14 protein-coding genes are annotated in these 18262 nt (G+C 38.8%); 9 read left to right on the forward strand and 5 right to left on the reverse strand.

What is annotated here, in order from left to right; all coding sequences use genetic code 11:
* Positions 1 to 89: 89 nt before the first annotated feature.
* The 5 genes from INR75_RS10400 to INR75_RS10420 form a co-directional block, all read right to left on the reverse strand.
* Positions 90 to 1511 (reverse strand): cytosine permease, encoded by a 1422-nt coding sequence (locus INR75_RS10400; RefSeq protein WP_223088741.1) that lies wholly within the window; start codon positions 1509 to 1511, stop codon positions 90 to 92.
* 367 nt (positions 1512 to 1878) lie between these two features.
* Positions 1879 to 3030 carry an alpha-hydroxy acid oxidase gene (locus INR75_RS10405; protein ID WP_223088742.1) on the reverse strand — a complete coding sequence of 384 codons (1152 nt, stop codon included), beginning with the start codon at positions 3028 to 3030 and terminating at the stop codon, positions 1879 to 1881.
* Positions 3031 to 3285: 255 nt separating this feature from the next.
* A complete protein-coding gene (locus INR75_RS10410) occupies positions 3286 to 4671 on the reverse strand; it encodes an FGGY-family carbohydrate kinase (protein WP_223088743.1) in 1386 nt (461 codons plus the stop codon).
* Between the two features lie 800 nt (positions 4672 to 5471).
* Positions 5472 to 6752: a TIM barrel protein gene (locus INR75_RS10415; protein ID WP_223088744.1), complete on the reverse strand. Its 1281-nt coding sequence runs from the start codon at positions 6750 to 6752 to the stop codon at positions 5472 to 5474.
* Positions 6753 to 7123: 371 nt separating this feature from the next.
* Positions 7124 to 9220 (reverse strand): bifunctional aldolase/short-chain dehydrogenase, encoded by a 2097-nt coding sequence (locus INR75_RS10420; RefSeq protein ID WP_223088745.1) that lies wholly within the window; start codon positions 9218 to 9220, stop codon positions 7124 to 7126.
* Between the two features lie 176 nt (positions 9221 to 9396).
* Between INR75_RS10420 and INR75_RS10425 the strand changes: the two genes are divergently transcribed.
* The 9 genes from INR75_RS10425 to INR75_RS10465 all read left to right on the forward strand — a co-directional run bounded on the left by INR75_RS10425 (position 9397) and on the right by INR75_RS10465 (position 18253).
* Positions 9397 to 10446: a GntR family transcriptional regulator gene (locus tag INR75_RS10425; RefSeq protein ID WP_223088746.1), complete on the forward strand. Its 1050-nt coding sequence runs from the start codon at positions 9397 to 9399 to the stop codon at positions 10444 to 10446.
* Between the two features lie 165 nt (positions 10447 to 10611).
* Positions 10612 to 11445: a 5-dehydro-4-deoxy-D-glucuronate isomerase gene (gene kduI, locus INR75_RS10430; protein WP_223088747.1), complete on the forward strand. Its 834-nt coding sequence runs from the start codon at positions 10612 to 10614 to the stop codon at positions 11443 to 11445.
* 8 nt (positions 11446 to 11453) lie between these two features.
* Positions 11454 to 12215, forward strand: a complete 762-nt coding sequence (locus INR75_RS10435; protein WP_223088748.1) for an SDR family NAD(P)-dependent oxidoreductase — start codon at positions 11454 to 11456, stop codon at positions 12213 to 12215.
* 24 nt (positions 12216 to 12239) lie between these two features.
* Positions 12240 to 13643 carry a glucuronate isomerase gene (uxaC, locus tag INR75_RS10440; RefSeq protein ID WP_223088749.1) on the forward strand — a complete coding sequence of 468 codons (1404 nt, stop codon included), beginning with the start codon at positions 12240 to 12242 and terminating at the stop codon, positions 13641 to 13643.
* Positions 13644 to 13646: 3 nt separating this feature from the next.
* A complete protein-coding gene (locus INR75_RS10445; RefSeq protein ID WP_223088750.1) occupies positions 13647 to 14669 on the forward strand; it encodes a sugar kinase in 1023 nt (340 codons plus the stop codon).
* Between the two features lie 171 nt (positions 14670 to 14840).
* Entirely contained in the window at positions 14841 to 15512 is a 672-nt protein-coding gene (locus tag INR75_RS10450; RefSeq protein ID WP_223088751.1) for a bifunctional 4-hydroxy-2-oxoglutarate aldolase/2-dehydro-3-deoxy-phosphogluconate aldolase, read from the forward strand.
* A complete protein-coding gene (locus INR75_RS10455) occupies positions 15509 to 16495 on the forward strand; it encodes a TRAP transporter substrate-binding protein (RefSeq protein WP_223088752.1) in 987 nt (328 codons plus the stop codon). Before INR75_RS10450 ends, INR75_RS10455 begins: the two co-directional genes overlap by 4 nt.
* A 4-nt stretch (positions 16496 to 16499) precedes the next feature.
* Positions 16500 to 16967, forward strand: coding sequence for a TRAP transporter small permease (locus INR75_RS10460; protein WP_223088753.1), 468 nt, complete (start codon positions 16500 to 16502; stop codon positions 16965 to 16967).
* The gene (locus INR75_RS10465; protein WP_223088754.1) at positions 16964 to 18253 is read left to right on the forward strand and encodes a TRAP transporter large permease; all 1290 of its coding nucleotides are present in this window, start codon (positions 16964 to 16966) and stop codon (positions 18251 to 18253) included. Before INR75_RS10460 ends, INR75_RS10465 begins: the two co-directional genes overlap by 4 nt.
* Positions 18254 to 18262 lie beyond the last annotated feature (9 nt).

The raw sequence follows: 18262 nt of genomic DNA on the forward strand, positions 1-18262 counted from the left end.
ATATAATCTTAATACATAGAATTTAAACTTCTATATTAAAAAAGGACTATATAAAATAGTCCTTATATTATATTGAAAATTTTAAATTTTTAACTTGGAATTGTTTTCTTCTGCATCATTTTGCTAAAAACTAAATATAGAATTCCGCAGCAAAGCCAGGCGGGTAGAGTAACGAAAGATAAGAATACATCAAATTGAATGGAGATAAAGTAGAATACACCAAAACTAATCACCCAAGCCCAAAAGACGGGCTGATTAAATTTAGTCCCCGATTTTTCAGCATAGAAAGATTGAATGCCAAATTTCTTTCCGAAGAAATATTCAAAAACAATAGTGGCTCCGATAGGTGCTAAAATGAATCCATAAAGCGCTACAAAACCTAATAATTTCATAGCAAAAGCAGGAAATAAACCGGCAATGGTTGCTACTGTTCCTGCAATGATAGTAACCCAAGCCGTAGAAACCTTTGGAATAATAGCCTGAAAAGCCAATCCTGCTCGGTAAATTGTTGGGTTTGCCGTAGTCCATCCCGCAAGAATTACCGCAATAATTCCGAAAACACCAATCGCATTATATGCCAATGGCCCCGGTGCTACCGAAGGTGCTTCTCCGTCGGCTAAAATAGCCTGAGCTTCAGGAGATTTTAAGTATACAGCGTATAATAATGCAGCTGCGATCCAGGCGATATAATGCCCTATGTAAATTCCGGCAGCTGTTGTCCAACCAGAACTTGGTTTTTTCGCAAATCGAAATACCGATAGATCTGACATCCCGATATGCATTGCGGCATTGGCAAACCAGGACCATAAGAATACGTGCCAGAACGTATATTTTATTTGCCCGGGAAAAGGTTCGCTTCCTTCTCCCCAAATGTTCCAAAAATCAGAAAAACTATGTACGTCTAAGTTCACTAACGAAACAATTCCGCAGATCACGAAAGCAGCTACGATAATCGGACTCATCCAATTGGCAGCTTTCGCCACCATACCATATCCTTTTGCCGCAACAATAGATATTACAGCTCCAATAGCCAAAACAACTATTATCCAGGTGGCACTATTAGGCATTGTATCGGTTAATTTAGGCATCTCCATATCAAATGGAACGCCTACCGCGGTTGCGGATACCGTGATCATTGCTCCGGCCAAAAAGCAGAATAATACTCCATTAGCCAAATTATAAACCGTAACAAGTCGTTTTCCACAGATTTTTTCTAAATGATAATAAAGTGTATATCTAAATTTGGTGCCAATTTCTGCAGTGAGAAACCGCCAGCTTAAAACTGCCATCAAATTCCCTAAAAGTAATCCGATGATCAAGTCGAAGGCACTAACACCGGTAGTTAAAAAAAGCGGACCGATTACAAACTCGGTTCCGGCAGCGTGCTCACCGGCATACATTCCTAAAAAGCTTTTCCAACTTTTTAGCTTGGATTCAGGAACACGTTCGCGTTCAAATTCTCCCGAAACTTCTTCGGTTAATACTTCTTCTTCTATTTGTGCCTGACTCATTTTTTTTAGATGTTAGCTACTAGCGATTAGCTTTCAGCCTTTATTTTGTTATTACTTTATTTCAATCGATTTAGTAGAGAGTTATGAATTCCAATAAAATTTTATTTAAATTCAAGGTTAGACTCTTTTCATTTTGTCTTGATACAAAACGAACCAAAAAATCAAGGCTTACGAACACTTATCTAAATTTATCGTTCGAAGCCTAAATTTTAGGAACTCGCTACCGCTCAAACAGCCTAAAATTTTACGGCATTTTCCCTTCTAATTTTACGATAAGCTTTCGATAGGCCATTTTTATAAATAGAAATTAGAGTCTATATTCTAGCATTTCTTTTCTAAACTCTAAAATCTCACTTTTCAACTTTAATCATTCCTTCACCAAATACTTCGGTAAATCGGTTACTTTTTCGCAACAGACTTGCTCCAGAACTTGTTGTAATTGCATTTTTAGCATTGCAATGGTATGATCACCGCCTTTATCGCCTAAAGCGCCAACGCCGTACATAAACGATCGCCCTAAAAAGCTAAAATCGGCACCGCTACTCATAACGCGAGCAATGTCGGGACCGGAACGGATTCCGCTATCCATCATTACCGTAATTTGATTTTTATACTTTTCGGCAATATGAGAAAGTGGCTTTATGGTCGATTCCCCTGCGTCTAATTGTCTTCCGCCGTGATTGGAAACGATAATTCCGTCGAAACCTAATCGAATCGCTTCTTCAGCATCTTCATCGGAAACGACTCCTTTTAAGACCAATTTCCCTTTCCAAAGATCACGAAGCGGTTTAATTTTTTCTTCATTTAATCTTCCGGAAAAAGTAGCATTCATCCAGGCGCCAAGCTGTTTAATGCTCATCCCTTTTTCCATATATTTTTTCATTGTCGCAAAATTTGGCGCGCCGTGTTTTAGGGTTTCCATTGCCCAGGCGGGTTTGCCCATTACCTGCAATACATTTCTGAAATTCATTTGCGGCGGCATTGCGAGTCCGTTTCTAATCTCTTTTGGACGATAGCCAAAAGTGGGAACATCACATAAAATCACCAAAACCGGAACTTCAGCGGCTTCAGCTCGTTTTAAAATATCGTCACGTAACCAATCTTCGGTAGGATGATATAGCTGAAACCAGGCGCGACCTTCCGTTAGTTCACTTGCTCGTTCGATACTTGTGGAAGTTACCGTACTCAAAACAAACGGAATGTTATGTTTCAACGATGCTTTTGCTAAGATTTCGGGTGCATTTGGCCACATTAAACCTTGTAAACCAATTGGTGAAATCCCAAAAGGAGCATCGTATTTAATACCGAACAATTCAGTTTCTAACCTCGATTTGCTGTAGTTTTTCAGGTATCTGGGTTTTAGCTGAATCTCCCTAATTTCATCGGTATTTCTTTTGATGTTAATATTCTCGTTACAGCCTCCGTCCAGGTATTCGAATGCAAAACGCGGCATACGCTTTTGCGCACGCTCACGAAGCGATTCGATCGACGGATATTCGGTGTTAAATGGAAAGGCCATAGGTTTGGTTTAGTTTACTGTTTACGGTTACTAGTTAACAGTTGATATTATTTGAGCTTAAAATTGAATGTATTCAGCTTTAAGTTTTCTCTTATTTTCTTCATTCAGTATTTACTTGATGAGATCCCGGATCAAGTCTGGGATGACGCTTATTTTTAGCTTAAGATTCCTCCTGATTCTTGTTTCTTTAATCACTGGTCTATTCTCTATTTTCTAGCATCTAATCTCTCAATACTAACTTCTCACTACTAAAAACTACTTCGTTAACAGCAGCGGAACTAATTTCTTCATTCGATAGTTTTCTTTTAAAAATTTAGAATCTACCTTTTTATTAGAAATCACCATCGCCGCACCCAGGGCAGAACCTAAAGGTGAATGCGTTGATAATACCTTAAATTCGCTAAAGTGATGCGCCATTAATTTCATAAATACATCATTATCGGTAAAACCACCATCGATGTAAATTTTATAAATAGGTGAATTTCCTATCGCATTTCTAATGGTGTGAATCTGTAATTCCATCAGCTCGATCATTAATTGGTGATAGGCTTCTTCAAAAGTTGGGAAAGGCTTTAAATCGGTTTGGTGTAATTCTTTCCGTTGCAATGAGATTCCTTCAAATTTGAAATAAATCGATGGTTTTTCAATCAATCTTAAATAGAGATCTTGGTCAAACTTTACATCGCGGTGATAGCCGTATTCTTTTCCGTAGTATTCGCCAAGTTTTTCAACCTGAATTCGGTATTCATTTCCCATAAAAAAACGAGAAGCTTTTACACGCTTTCCGTCGACACGCAGGTAATTCAGGCAATTGTTTTTAATATCTTCTTCTGCTAAACTTTCTTCGTTAAACGGATTCAACGAAATACTCCAGGTTCCTGTTGAAAGCAATAAAAACGGCTTTTTCTTACTTAAAATATAAGGTAATAATGCCGAAGAACTATCGTGAATCCCTACACCAATTTTTATTTTCTTTCCTTTGTAAGAAGTGTTTATACTACTCGCCGTCGGAATAATTGGCCCGAATAATTGATCGATACCTTCCGCATAAACCCATTCGTGATAATCTTCCTTATCGAAATCCCACAAATTGGTGTGGCAACCGATCGAGGTATATTCGCTCACCGGAATACCCGTAAACAAAAACGATAAGTACTGCGGAAGATGAAGCGTATACTTGATTTTGTTAAAAATCTCGGGGTATTTTTTCTTCAGCCAAAACAACTGTAATCCCGAATTTAGCATTCCCGATTGTGGCGAAGCGGTCTCTTTGGCTATCTTTAATTCGCCACCATATTTCGCATAAAATTCATCGGTAATTTCCTTCTCAATCGGTTTCGTATAGTTATATAAAGGCGTCAACACATTTCCGTGATGATCTAAATGCACTAAACTCGCACCGTACGTCGAAAAATTGATCGATTTCACTTCATATTCTTCACTTTCTAAAATCGAATGAAACGTATCTTTGATCCACTGTCGTAAAAGCGTAATATCTTCGGTAGGATAACCATCCTCATCTACCGTTAGCGGCAAACGCGTATAATCCCGAAAAATCTCCTGATAATCCTTATCGAACAGGAAAAATTTCTTGTTGGTTTTCCCAATATCAAAAACAGCAGTTACTTTCTTTTTATTCATTTTAATTGTAATCTTATTTGGGACGCGACCTTACAGGTCGGGCCTGCCTGCCGGCGAGGCAGGCTTTACGCTGCAATTCCGTTTGCTTCCTACGGTCGCAATCCGGGCCTGCCTGCCGGCAGGCAGGATTTCCACTTCAATCCCTCGCGCAGTAGTTTAGACTTTAGATCGCTTCGCTTTTAGAGTTTAGAAATTAGACTTTTTGCTTAAACCTTACAGGTTTTGAAAACTTGTGAGGTTTCATATTTTCTTAAATTGAAATCTTCGTTTCTATTTTTCTTTACTCTACTTTTTTTCATTGCCAAAAAAAGTAGCAAAAAAGTCTAGTCTTATTTTTATTTCCTTGAATTGTTAGTAAAATAGCTTATCCTGCGCAAGGGAAACCGTTTCACTAATCCCTTGCTCCGCATCCAGCGCTGCGCCATTTTCCTACAATTACTACGGAATTAAAAAGTAGGATACTATCCCTGTTTTAATCTAAATTTTTTCCTTCGTCATTCCGTGCTTGACACGGAATCTCATCACGTTCTCAGCTGGATGAGATCCTGAAACAAGCCCGCCTGCCGGACGGTCAGGTTCAGGATGACGAACTTATCTTGTTTTCTGATTTTTTAGTCTATTATCTATATTCTAATTTCTAGAATCTCATTCCTATTTACTTCTCGATACAATTTTATTTCCGCTATTGCTTCAATAAAATCACTCGAAGTGACAATTCACCTTCATTTTCAAATCAACATATTTTCAAATTGTCTATTCTCTATATTCTATTTTCTAACATCTCAAATCTAACTTCACTTCTACAATCCCGTCGCCACGGTTTTCATTCCGCGGGCTTCGATTAGTGTTTTACGAACATCGAATGCGCGGTAGGCTTCAATAGGATTTACAGCTGCGCCACTTTTAGCTCTTGCTGCTTTTACGATCGGGCGAACATCGGTTCTGTACGCATCCTGCAAAATTTCTTGGCATTTAGTAACATCATTGTTGTGTTGCGCTTCTTTTAATGCTTTTTGATCGACTAGCAATGCCTGAGCGTAAGCAATCAAAATAGCTTCCAACGATTGTAATAAATCTTCCAGCGGATCTTTGATATTATGACTCGCGTCGATCATCCACGCTGGATATGGGTTTTGCGGATTGTTTTCCATTCCGTAGACCAGTTCATTAAAAATTAAGAATAGCGCATAAGGCTTTATGGAACCTACCGTCAAGTCGTCGTCGCCGTATTTACTATCGTTAAAATGGAATCCGCCTAACTTGCCTTTATACATTAAGGTCGCCACGATTTGCTCGATATTGGTATTTGGTAAATGATGACCTAAATCGACCAAAGTGAAAGCGCGATCTCCACAAGCATTGGCTAACATAAATGATGTTCCCCAGTCCTGAATGGTAGTACTATAAAAGTTAGGTTCGTACGGTTTGTATTCGATAAAAAGCTTCCAGTCTTCTGGCATTGAAGCATAAATTTCTTTCAGGCTTTTTTCGGTGTTTTGCAACGCATTTTGAAAATTCAGCTGTCCTGGAAAACTAGCTCCATCTGCCAACCAAACGGTTAAACTTTTTGAACCCAATTGTTCTCCAATACGAATTACTTCTTTATTGTGTTCTATTGCATATTCACGAGAAGCTTCATTAATACTATTTAACGAACCGAATTTATAAGTTTCCTCCGCATCAGGTTGATCCTGAAAGGTATTCGAGTTCATTGCATCAAAAATGATATCGTGACTTTTTGCAATATCTTTGATCGCGTTTACATCTTCCGGAATATCCCACGGAATATGCAACGACACCGCTCCTGCCGTTTTGGTGAGCGCGTGTAAAATGCCAATATCATCTAACTTTTGCTCTAAAGAAGAAGGTTCTCCGCCGTAAGAAAAGCGACCAAATCGCGTTCCGCCGGCCCCTAATGCCCAACTCGGAATCGCCACCTGAAAATCGGCTAATTTTTGTATAATTTCATCTATCGAGATTCCTTTTTTAGCAAACTTATTTTTAATGTAATCGATTTCATTTTCGAATGAATCGCTTTGCTTTTTATTGAATTCTGATAGTTGATCAGTATTTATTTTCATAATTTCTCTTTTAAGATTTTAGATCGCTTCGCTTCTAGAATTTAGAGTTTAGACTATTTTATCTTATCTGTTCATTTTGTCTTGATACAAAACGAACCAAAAAATCAAGGCTTACCAAAACTTATCTAAATTTATTGTTCGATGCCTAAATTTCAGGAACTCGCTATCGCTCAAACCAGCCTGCCGGCTGGCAGGCAGCCTGAAATTTTACGGCATTTTCACTTCAAATTTTACGATAAGCTTTCGATAGGCCACTTTAAATCTTTCGAGTTTCTTGGCTCTTGATTAAATTACACTTTGTCTACTCTCTAAGTTCTAAAATCTATTTTCTAACATCTAGACTCTAAAATCTAATTACTCATATCTAAACTTTATCTCACAAAAGCATTCGCCATACCGCCATCGACATTAATGGTGTTTCCGGTGCTTTTCTCCAGAACGCCTACGCAGGCGAATACGCCGTTAGCGATATCTTCTGGTAAGATAATTTCATTTAATAAGTTTCTTTTGGCGTAATGCGCAGGAAGATCTTCAACTTTAATTCCGTAAGCTTTTGCGCGACCTTCAGCCCAATCACCTTCCCAAATTTTACTTCCAACGATCACTCCATCTGGGTTTACTGTATTCACACGAATATGATCGCCACCCAATTCCGCAGCTAATAAACGCGTCATATGTTGTTGCGCTGCTTTTGCCGTTCCGTAGCCAACATTATTAGGGCCGGAAACTAGTCCATTTTTACTCGCGATATTCACGATATCACCACCTAGACCTTGCTTGCGCATAATTTCAACTCCTTTTTGGGCCATCAAAAACTGACCTTTCACCAATACATTTTGAAGCAGTTCCCAATCCTTCAAGGAAGTATCCGGTAAAGATTTTGAAATTGCTAATCCTGCTGAATGTACCACGATATCTACACCTCCAAAGGCAAGATTCGCTTCTTTGTAAGCCTTTTCTATCGACTCTTCTTTGGTTACATCGCAAAGTGCAATCGCAGCTTCGTCACGTTTGTAAGTCGATAAAGCTTCCTCTAAATTCTCCTGACTAATATCGGTTAGCACTACGTTAGCACCTTCAGCAACCAATTTATCGGCGATCGCTTTTCCTATTCCGCCGGCAGCACCAGTTACTATAGCTACTTTGCGTGAAAGTGGTTTTTCCGCAGGCATACGTTGTAATTTAGCCTCTTCTAACAACCAATATTCGATATCAAAAGCTTCTTGTCTTGGTAAAGACGTATATTCAGTAATCGCTTCAGCGCCACGCATCACATTGATCGCATTTACATAGAATTCGCTGGCTACACGAGTGGTTTGTTTGTTCTTTGCAAAACTGAACATCCCAACACCCGGATAAATAATGATCACCGGGTTAGGATCCCGCATTGCCGGACTATTTGCGTGTTTATGATTTTCGTAATACTGGCGATATTCTTCTCGATATTGTTCAAAAGAAGGCTCTAATTTTTTCAGCGTAGCTTCCGTATCGGTTACATCATCTGACGGATCTAAGGTCAAGATAAGCGGCTGAATTTTAGTACGTAGAAAATGATCGGGACAGGAAGTTCCCATTGGCGCTAGACGCTCCAGATCATTACTATTAATGTATTGTAAAACGGTATCACTATCAGTAAAATGACCGATCATTTGATTTTCTGAAGAAGCCAATCCGCGTAATAACGGCATTAACTCGGCAGCCTTTTCTTTACGTTCTTCCGCAGGTAAAGATTCAATTTTTTGTCCGCCAAAAACTTCTCCGTTTTCTTTGATTTTCTTTTCAATATAATCTGAAGCCATTTCGATAACTTCCAGACTATTTACGTAGCAATCGTAAGAAGTATCGCCCCAAGTAAATAAACCGTGACTACCTAGTACGATTCCTCTAATTCCTGGGTTTTCTTCCAAACATTTTTCTAGCTGAAGCCCTAAATCGAAACCAGGACGTTGCCACGGAACCCAACCCATTGTATCGCCCCAAATTTCTTTGGTGACCTGTTCGCTATCTTTTGCAGCCGCAACCGCGATAAGCGCATCTGGGTGCAGGTGATCGATATGTTTAAAAGGTAATAATCCGTGAAGCGGCGTATCGATAGAAGGCGCTTTACTATCCAGATCGTAAATACAGTGATTAAAAAGTCCTACCATTCGGTCTTCATCTTCTAAACCACCATAAACATTTTTAAGATTTCTAAGGCGTTCAGTATATAAACCGGCAATTCCTTTACGAGTCAACGTACCAATATCACCACCAGAACCTTTAACCCACATTACTTCTACATCTTCGTTAGTTAGCGGATCTTTTTCGATGGTTTTACAGCTGGTATTTCCGCCGCCATAATTGGTAATTCTTAGATCGGCACCTAATATATTTGATCGGTATAAAAACAAAGCTACCTGATCGTCACCCAATTCGGCAGCTTTAGCTTCATCCCAGAGATAGTCTACGTACTGAAAAGTTTTTTCCATTTTAATTTTATTGTTTCAATTAAAGCTTTTCAAATGTAGTTTTTAGAATTATTTAGACCATCCTGTGCTATACTGCTTAATTTTTTAATATTATCTTTAAACATTCAGAAAATATGTTAAGTTTAGCTTGAAATTCAGCAACATTAAACCAGTTACACACTTAAACTAACTAGCAAATGACGTCGCAAACGTTTGAAATAAATATTGATCCAAATTCCCGAGTCCCTAAATATAAGCAAATCGTTGATTCTATTGTTTATGATATAGCACAGGGCAATTTAAAGATAGGAGAAAAAATACCTTCTATCAACGAATTAAGTGAACATTTACTACTTTCTCGAGATACTGTCGAGAAAGCTTACAAAAATCTAAAGGAAAAGAAAATCATAGTTTCGGTTAAGGGTAAGGGATATTATACTTCTAAGACTGATCTTATAGCAAAAACCAATGTTTTCTTTCTGGTGAACAAACCAAGTACTTACAAAATGATGATTTACAATTCATTTGTAGATACTCTAGGAATCAACGGACACGTAAATCTTTATATTTATCATTGCGATGAAACGCTTTTCAACAAATATTTAGAGCGCAATCTGGGGTATTATGATTTTTATGTGATCATGCCACATTTTAGGGACGAAAATTCTAACCACGTTAGTCATACACCAGCCGTTTTAGAAATGATTGATCGAATACCTAAGCAAAAATTAATATTACTTGATAATACAAAACCAGACATCAAAGGTGACTATGGCAGCATTTATCAGGATTTTATGGAAGATATTTATAGTGCTTTGAAAGAAGGCTTAGATCGTATTAAAAAATATGATAAGATCATTTTAGTGTATCCTAATAAATCGGTAAACCCTTATCCAAAAAGGATTGTCCATGGATTTAAGAAATTTTGTGTAGAATATCGATTTGATTTTGAAGTTCTAGACGAGATCTATGATGATATGGAGCTACAAAGTAAGGATGTTTACATTACGATTCAGGAAAGAGATCTTGTTAATTTGGTGAGACAAATTAGAGCTAAGGATCTTAGCATGGGTGAGGATATAGGTGTGATCTCCTACAACGAAACTCCTTTAAAAGAATTACTAGGCATAACAGTGATAAGTACAGATTTTAAAGCGATGGGAGAGTCTGCTGCTTATATGGTTTTAAAGAACAAAAAGGAGAAGGTTAAAAACGTTTTTAAATATATTGAAAGGAATTCTGTGTAATATTTTAAAAATAATCAGTAATTTTTGATGAAATTATTTGTGTAATCGATTGCATAAATTTAAATTAGTAGCTCGAAAGTCAGGTTAGTGCAGGATGGAAAGCACTTTAATAATATGGAAATTGCCTGAATAGCTTTTAATCAACTTAAAAAATATACCATAATCATGACAAAATCAGAATTTAGATATGCGCATCATCCCGAAGATGTGAAAAAATATACTACAGAAAAACTTCGAGAGCATTTCCTAATTCCGGAGTTGTTTGTAAAAGATCAAATTAGTTTAACCTACACCATGTACGACCGCTATATTGCTGGAGGTGCATTTCCGGTAGATAAAGCTTTAAAACTAGAAGCTATTGATGAACTGAAGGCTGAAAACTTTTTAGATCGCCGGGAATTAGGAGTGATCAATGTAGGAGGAAAAGGTAAAGTTACTGTTGATGGTGAAGTTTATGAAATTGGTCATCGTGAAGCACTCTACGTAGGTCGCGGTACCAAAGAAGTTATTTTTGAAGCGACCGACGAGCAACCTTATTTTTACATTAATTCGGCTCCAGCGCATAAATCTTACCCAACCAAAAAAGTGACCAAAGCAGAAGCTGAAGTAGTGGAGCTAGGAGATACAAAAACTTCTAATAAAAGGGTGATCAATAAATTATTGGTGAATAGCGTGATTGAAACTTGTCAGTTACAAATGGGAATGACCGAGCTTCAGGAAGGTTGCGTTTGGAATACCATGCCGCCACATACGCACGAGCGTAGAATGGAAGTTTACTTTTACTTCGATTTAGATGAAGGCCAGTCTATAAGTCATTTTATGGGACAACCACAGGAAACACGTCATATTTTTATGAAAAACCATCAGGCTGTAATTTCACCGGAATGGTCGATTCACGCAGGAGCGGGTACTTCTAATTATACCTTTATTTGGGGTATGGCCGGTGAGAACTTAGATTATGGTGATATGGATGGTGTAACTCCAGACGAATTAAAATAATATCTAATATGAGTTTGTTTAGTTTAGAAGGAAAAACAGCATTAGTAACCGGTTGTAAACGCGGAATTGGTTTTGCAATGGCTGAAGCTTTAGCAGAAGCAGGAGCTAATATTTTAGGTGTTTCAGCTTCATTAGAAGTTGAAGGTTCTAAAATTGAAAAAAGAATTAAAGAAATTGGAAAAAGTTTTAAAGGATATCAGTGCGACTTTTCAGACCGTAAATCATTGTACACATTTATTGAAAAAGTAAAAGCTGAAAATCCTAAAATTGATATTCTAGTAAATAACGCCGGGACTATTTTAAGAGCTCCGGCGGCAGAACATTCTGATGAGTATTGGGATAAGGTTATTGAAGTGAACCAAAATGCTCAGTTCATTTTAACTCGTGAAATCGGAAAAGAAATGCTGAAGCGTGGTCACGGTAAAGTCATTTTTACCGCGTCGTTATTAACATTTCAAGGAGGAATTACAGTACCTGGCTATGCGGCTTCAAAAGGAGCTATTGGTCAGTTAACCATGGCGTTTTCTAATGAATGGGCAGGAAAAGGGGTTCAGGTGAATTCTATTGCGCCAGGTTATATTGCAACAGATAATACACAAGCATTACGTGATAACGAAGAACGTAGTGAAGCTATTTTATCCCGAATTCCGGCAGGACGTTGGGGAGAACCAGAAGATTTTAAAGGACCAATTATATTCTTAGCTTCTAAAGCTAGTGATTATATGAGCGGAAGCATTCTCACCGTAGATGGTGGTTGGATGGGCCGATAATTTCTGAAAATTGAAACAAACCAAATGAGTAATAAACCTTTTATCACGGATAATTTTTTATTGGAGACTAAGTATGCTGAGGAGTTGTATCATCAGTATGTAAAGGACCAACCGATCATCGATTACCATAATCATTTGCCACCGGCCCAGATCGCTGCTGATACACAGTTCGATACCATTAGCCAGGTGTGGCTAAGTGGCGACCATTATAAATGGCGTGCGATGCGAACACTGGGAATCGATGAACACTATATCACCGGTAACGCCAGCGATCAAGAGAAATTCGAAGCCTGGGGCAAAACCGTGCCACATACGCTTCGTAATCCACTGTACCATTGGACGCATTTAGAGCTGAAACGCTACTTTGGGATCGATGAACTTTTAAATGAAAAAAATGCCACCGCGATCTATCAGGAGATCAACAATCAGTTGCAGCAACAAGAAAACAGCTGCCGCGGCTTGCTGCATAAAATGAATGTCAATACGCTTTGTACCACGGAAGATCCTACCGATACCCTGGAACATCATCAGGCGATGGCCGGCGAGGACTTCGGAATAAAAGTGAGTACCGCTTTTCGTCCCGATAAATCTATTTTGATCGATGCGGAAGGTTATACCGATTATCTAAAAACACTGGGTAAAACCACCAATATCGATATTGAAAGCTTCCAGGATCTCAAAGATGCATTATTGCAACGTATCGAATACTTCGATAAACATGGCTGTAAACTTTGTGATCATGGTTTAAATGCGATGAGCTATACTGAATTTACCGAAGCCGAGATCAATGCGATCTTTAAAAACAAACTGGCCGGGAAAGCAGTTTCCCCTCTTGATGCTGAGAAATTCAAAACCGCGATCTTACTGTTTTTATGCGAGAGTTATCATAAATTCGGCTGGGTACAGCAATTTCATTTAGGGGCGCTTCGAAACAACAATAAACGAATGCTGGCACAATTGGGCCCCGATACCGGTTGGGATTCGATCGGTGATTATTCACAAGCAGAAAAACTCTCTCAGTTTTTAAACAAACTGGATAGCCAGGATAAACTCACTAAAACGATCTTATACAATCTAAACCCGGCCGATAATGAAGTCTTTGCCACGATGATCGGGAACTTCAATGACGGTAGTGTTCGCGGAAAAGTACAATGGGGATCCGGCTGGTGGTTTTTAGATCAAAAGGACGGAATGGAAAAACAGATGAACGCATTATCAAATATGGGGCTAATCAGCTGTTTTATTGGGATGCTAACCGATTCCAGAAGCTTTTTATCCTTTCCAAGACACGAATATTTTAGACGAATTCTATGCAATCTCTTCGGAAAGGAAATCGCCTCAGGCGAACTTCCGGAAGATATGGAACTCATCGGAAGTACGGTAGCCAATATCTGCTATGGTAATGCTAAAGAATACTTTAAGTTTTAGAAGGTGAAAAACTCAAACTCACATCACAAAATAGTTTCTTTTGGCGAAGTGCTGATGCGACTGAGTCCGTCGGAAAATCGCAAACTGACCCAAACCCACCAAATGGATTTTTATTTTGGAGGGACCGAGATGAATGTAGCGGCCTCGCTCTCGTATTTTGGAGAATACACCCAGCAGGTAACTAATGTTTCCAATGATTTAGTAGGAGATGCCGCCATTGCACAGATGCGTCAATATGGGATCGATACCTCAGCTATTAGCAAAGTCGATCATCCTTTGGGATTGTACTTTTTAGAAGTCGGTTCAGGGATGAGGGCCAGTAAGATCGCCTATAATCGCTTACACGGTAGTTTTGCTAATATCAGCCCAGAACAGGTGAATTGGAATGAAATTTTAGCAGATGCGGGTTATTTGCATTGGACGGGAATTTCCCCGGCGATCTCCGCAAGCGCTTATGAAACTTTGAAGATCGGACTCGAAAAAGCAAAAGCCAAAGGGCTTACGATCACTGCCGATCCTGCTTATCGCAGCAATCTTTGGCAATATGGGAAAGACGGTCATGAGGTTTTAAAAGAGCTGGTAAGTCTATCTACAATTTTTGTGGGTGGCGTTAATGAGATCAATGAGATTTTAAAGACGGACTATGATTTTTCGAAAGAAGGATTTATAGAAGCCAGTAAAGCTTTGAGCAAAGAATGCCCTTCCATCGAGAAAGTATTTGATAAGGTGAGAACCGGACTCAGTGCAAGCTGGCAGAAGGTGTATGGAAGAGCATGGACGGGGACGGAGTATCTAGAAACCCAGGAACTAGAGATCACCGATGTGGTAGACCGAATAGGAACGGGCGATGCCTATGCCGCCGGACTGATCTACGGACTGATTCATTTTGAAGATCAGAAAGCACTGGAATTTGCCAATGCAGCTTGCGCTTTAAAACATACGATACTGGGAGATGTTAATCAGGTAAGCCCAGAGGAAGTTGAAGAAGTAATGGCCGGTAGCACCGGAGGACGAATTAAGAGATAAGATTTTAGAATATAGATACTAGATTCTAGAAATGAGATCTCGATACAAATTTCAATTAACATTGAAATTCACTCGATCTGACAATAGATGGAAAGCTTTTTACAAAGTTTAGTAAATCCAGATTAAGGATTTTACGATTTAAAACAACATAACTTATAACCATTTATACAAATGGCACAATATTCAAGAATAGCGGTGGCAACACAGATGAAGGAAACAGGAATCGTTCCGGTATTCTATCATCGGGATGTAAACACCTGCAAAGAAATTTTAAAGGCCTGCTACGAAGGTGGCGCCCGGGTATTTGAATTTACCAACCGCGGAGACTTTGCTCACGAGGTTTTCGCGGAACTGGTGAAGTATGCCAGCAAGGAGCTTCCCGGGATGATGCTGGGCGTTGGCTCGGTGATCGATGCGGGAACCACTGCGCTTTACCTGCAATTAGGCGCTAATTTTATTGTTTCACCACTGATCAATGCTGAGATGGCTAAGACCTGCAACCGTAGAAAAGTAGCCTGGATGCCGGGTTGTGGATCGGTCACAGAAATTAGTTATGCGGAAGAACTGGGCGCCGAAGTAGTGAAGATCTTTCCTGGAGCACAGGTTGGCGGTCCGTCGTTTGTAAAGGCAGTGAAAGGGCCATTACCCTGGTCGAGTATTATGCCAACAGGCGGCGTGTCCCCAACAGCAGAGAATTTAAAAGAATGGATTACAGCCGGGGTGCATTGTGTAGGAATTGGCTCTAAACTTTTTATCAAAAATGAAGACGGTAGCTTCGATTATAAGAAAGTACAGCAACAGGTGGCTTCAGCTATTCAAATCGTTAAAGAACTAAGAGGATGAAAATATTAAAAAAACAGCGCCTTTTGATTTTGCTGGGTTGTATTCTTGTAATGCTGGTAGGTTGCGAAGCTAAAGATCAAACAAAGGTGATTCGGTTAGGACATGGTTTAGATACTGCCCATCCGGTACATAAGGCAATGCTATTTATGGCTCAGCGTCTGGAAGAGAAATCTGGAGGGAGTATGACCATAGATATTTATCCCAACCAGCAATTAGGATCAGAACGTGAATGTTTAGAGCTTTTACAGATAGGAAGTTTAGGAATGACAAAAGTTTCTACGGGAGTTCTAGAGAACTTCGCGCCAGAGTTAAAAGTATTTGGATTGCCGTTTCTATTTCGTGACAGGGAGCATAGATTTAATGTTTTGGAAGGTGAGATAGGTCAAAAACTCTTACTCGCTAGTGAACGAAATCGTTTGAGAGGACTTGCTTTTTATGATGCCGGGAGTCGAAGTTTTTATAGTACAGAGCCAATTAAAAATCCTGATGATCTGGCTGGACAGAAAATTAGGGTAATGGAAAGCCAAACTGCAATGAACATGGTAAAGAATCTTGGAGGGTCACCAACTCCAATTAGTTGGGGAGAATTGTACACTGCATTACAGCAGGGCATCGTAGATGGAGCTGAAAATAATTTGCCTAGTTTTTATCTCTCTTATCACTATGAAGTTTGTAAATATTTTATGGTAGATGAACATACAGCCTTGCCAGACGAACTTATTGTAAGCACCGCGATTTGGAACAAGCTTACTACGCAACAACAAGACTGGCTTAAAGAAGCAGCGGTAGAATCTGCCGAATATGAGAAAACTATATGGCGTGAAGCAGAGCTACATGCATTAGAAGAAATACAGAAAGCAGGAGTAGAAGTAACTTATCCAGATAAGGAAGCTTTTCGAGAAAAAGTTGCACCCATGTACGATAAGTTTAAAGAAGATCCTGTTATGAAAAAAACAATAGAAGCTATTCAGGCTGTAGATTAAGATTATGAAGAAAATTCTAGACAAATTACTGGGAGGTGCACTGGTCTTTTTAATGGGATTGATCGTGCTTGCTGTATTATGGCAGGTATTTTCCAGATATGTATTACAAAATCCAAGTTCGGTAACAGAAGAGATCGCCAGATACCTTTTAATCTGGATAGGATTATTAGGAGCAGCTTATGCTTCTGGACAGCAGGAACATTTATCCATCAATATTTTACCACCTAAACTTAATCCTGAAAATCGAATAAAACTGATGATTTTCATTAATATTTTGATCATTGCATTTTGCTTTACAGTGCTAATAATTGGAGGTGGAAATCTAGTTTTGATGAATGTTGAACTTGGCCAAAATTCGGCTGCACTTCATCTTCCTTTATCAGTAGTGTACACGGTTATACCAATAAGTGGTGTGTTGATCATCATTTATAAACTCAACGAAATATTCAATCCTAAAAAGTATTTATTATGATTACAGAAATACTAATATTGGTTATTTCCTTCGTGATTTTACTAAGTATCGGGGTACCAGTAGCCTGGTCGATAGGGATTTCATGTTTGGTAACAATATTATTCTCTATTGAATCTATAGCTGCATTTACAACTGTAGCGCAACGAATGGCAACAGGATTGGATAGTTTTTCATTGCTGGCTATTCCATTTTTTATATTGGCAGGACAGATCATGAATCAGGGCGGTATTGCCAACCGGCTCATCAAATTTGCAAAAGCCTTGATTGGTTCACTCCCCGGCGGACTCATTTATGTAAACGTGATTGCAGCCATGTTATTTGGAGCTATTTCTGGATCTGCCGTAGCTGCTGCTTCAGCAATCGGTGGAATCTTAGGTCCGCATATGGAGCGAGAGAATTATTCCAAAGAATTTGGTGCGGCAATTAATGTAACCAGTTCTACCACTGGATTAATTATTCCACCTTCTAATGTTTTGATCGTTTATTCATTAGCTAGTGGAGGTGTTTCTATCGCAAGTTTATTTCTTGCTGGTTATATCCCGGGAATTTTAATGGGATTAGGTTTGATGTTGGTTGCATCGGTATGGATTAAAAAGAAAAAATATCCTGCTGGTTCAAAGTCAAGCGCAAAGATGATAGCGGTTAGTTTTTTAGATGCTTTACCAAGTTTATTATTATTGGTAGTTGTTATTGGAGGAATTGTATCTGGTATTTTTACGGCTACGGAAGCTTCAGGAATTGCAGTACTTTATACTTTAATTTTAGCTACAATCTATCGCGAAATCAACCTGAAGAAACTTTACAATATTTTCTTAAGTTCAGTAGGAACTACAGCAATCGTGTTACTACTTATCGCAACATCGATGAGTATGAGTTGGGTAATGTCGTTTGAAAATATCCCGCAAACGGTAAGTGATCTATTACTAGGCTTAAGCGAAAATAAATACGTAATCCTGATTATTATAAACCTACTTCTTTTATTCGTAGGAACCTTTATGGATATGACGCCGGCAATACTTATTTTCACACCTATTTTATTACCTGTTATGCAGAATTTGGGCGTAGATCCTATTCATTTTGGGATGATCATGGTAATGAATTTATGTGTTGGCTTATGTACACCGCCGGTAGGAGCAGTTTTATTTATTGGGGTAGGAGTCGCAAAAACGACGATTCAGAAAGTGATGAAACCACTGCTACCATTATATGTGGTGATGTTTATCGTCTTGCTTTTAGTAACATATATCCCGGAAATCAGCCTTTGGCTACCAAAATTATTTGAATAAGATAAGAAT

Origin of the sequence: Zunongwangia sp. SCSIO 43204, assembly GCF_019904275.1 — a bacterium.
In the GTDB taxonomy this organism is placed as follows: domain Bacteria; phylum Bacteroidota; class Bacteroidia; order Flavobacteriales; family Flavobacteriaceae; genus Zunongwangia; species Zunongwangia mangrovi.

Coding starts and splice junctions, on each gene's coding strand:
- INR75_RS10400 (WP_223088741.1), bottom strand. CDS start 1,511: ATGAGTCAGGCACAAATAGAAGAAGAAGTATTAACCGAAGAAGTTTCG.
- INR75_RS10405 (WP_223088742.1), bottom strand. CDS start 3,030: ATGGCCTTTCCATTTAACACCGAATATCCGTCGATCGAATCGCTTCGT.
- INR75_RS10410 (WP_223088743.1), bottom strand. CDS start 4,671: ATGAATAAAAAGAAAGTAACTGCTGTTTTTGATATTGGGAAAACCAAC.
- INR75_RS10415 (WP_223088744.1), bottom strand. CDS start 6,752: ATGAAAATAAATACTGATCAACTATCAGAATTCAATAAAAAGCAAAGC.
- INR75_RS10420 (WP_223088745.1), bottom strand. CDS start 9,220: ATGGAAAAAACTTTTCAGTACGTAGACTATCTCTGGGATGAAGCTAAA.
- INR75_RS10425 (WP_223088746.1), top strand. CDS start 9,397: ATGACGTCGCAAACGTTTGAAATAAATATTGATCCAAATTCCCGAGTC.
- kduI (WP_223088747.1), top strand. CDS start 10,612: ATGACAAAATCAGAATTTAGATATGCGCATCATCCCGAAGATGTGAAA.
- INR75_RS10435 (WP_223088748.1), top strand. CDS start 11,454: ATGAGTTTGTTTAGTTTAGAAGGAAAAACAGCATTAGTAACCGGTTGT.
- uxaC (WP_223088749.1), top strand. CDS start 12,240: ATGAGTAATAAACCTTTTATCACGGATAATTTTTTATTGGAGACTAAG.
- INR75_RS10450 (WP_223088751.1), top strand. CDS start 14,841: ATGGCACAATATTCAAGAATAGCGGTGGCAACACAGATGAAGGAAACA.
- INR75_RS10455 (WP_223088752.1), top strand. CDS start 15,509: ATGAAAATATTAAAAAAACAGCGCCTTTTGATTTTGCTGGGTTGTATT.
- INR75_RS10460 (WP_223088753.1), top strand. CDS start 16,500: ATGAAGAAAATTCTAGACAAATTACTGGGAGGTGCACTGGTCTTTTTA.
- INR75_RS10465 (WP_223088754.1), top strand. CDS start 16,964: ATGATTACAGAAATACTAATATTGGTTATTTCCTTCGTGATTTTACTA.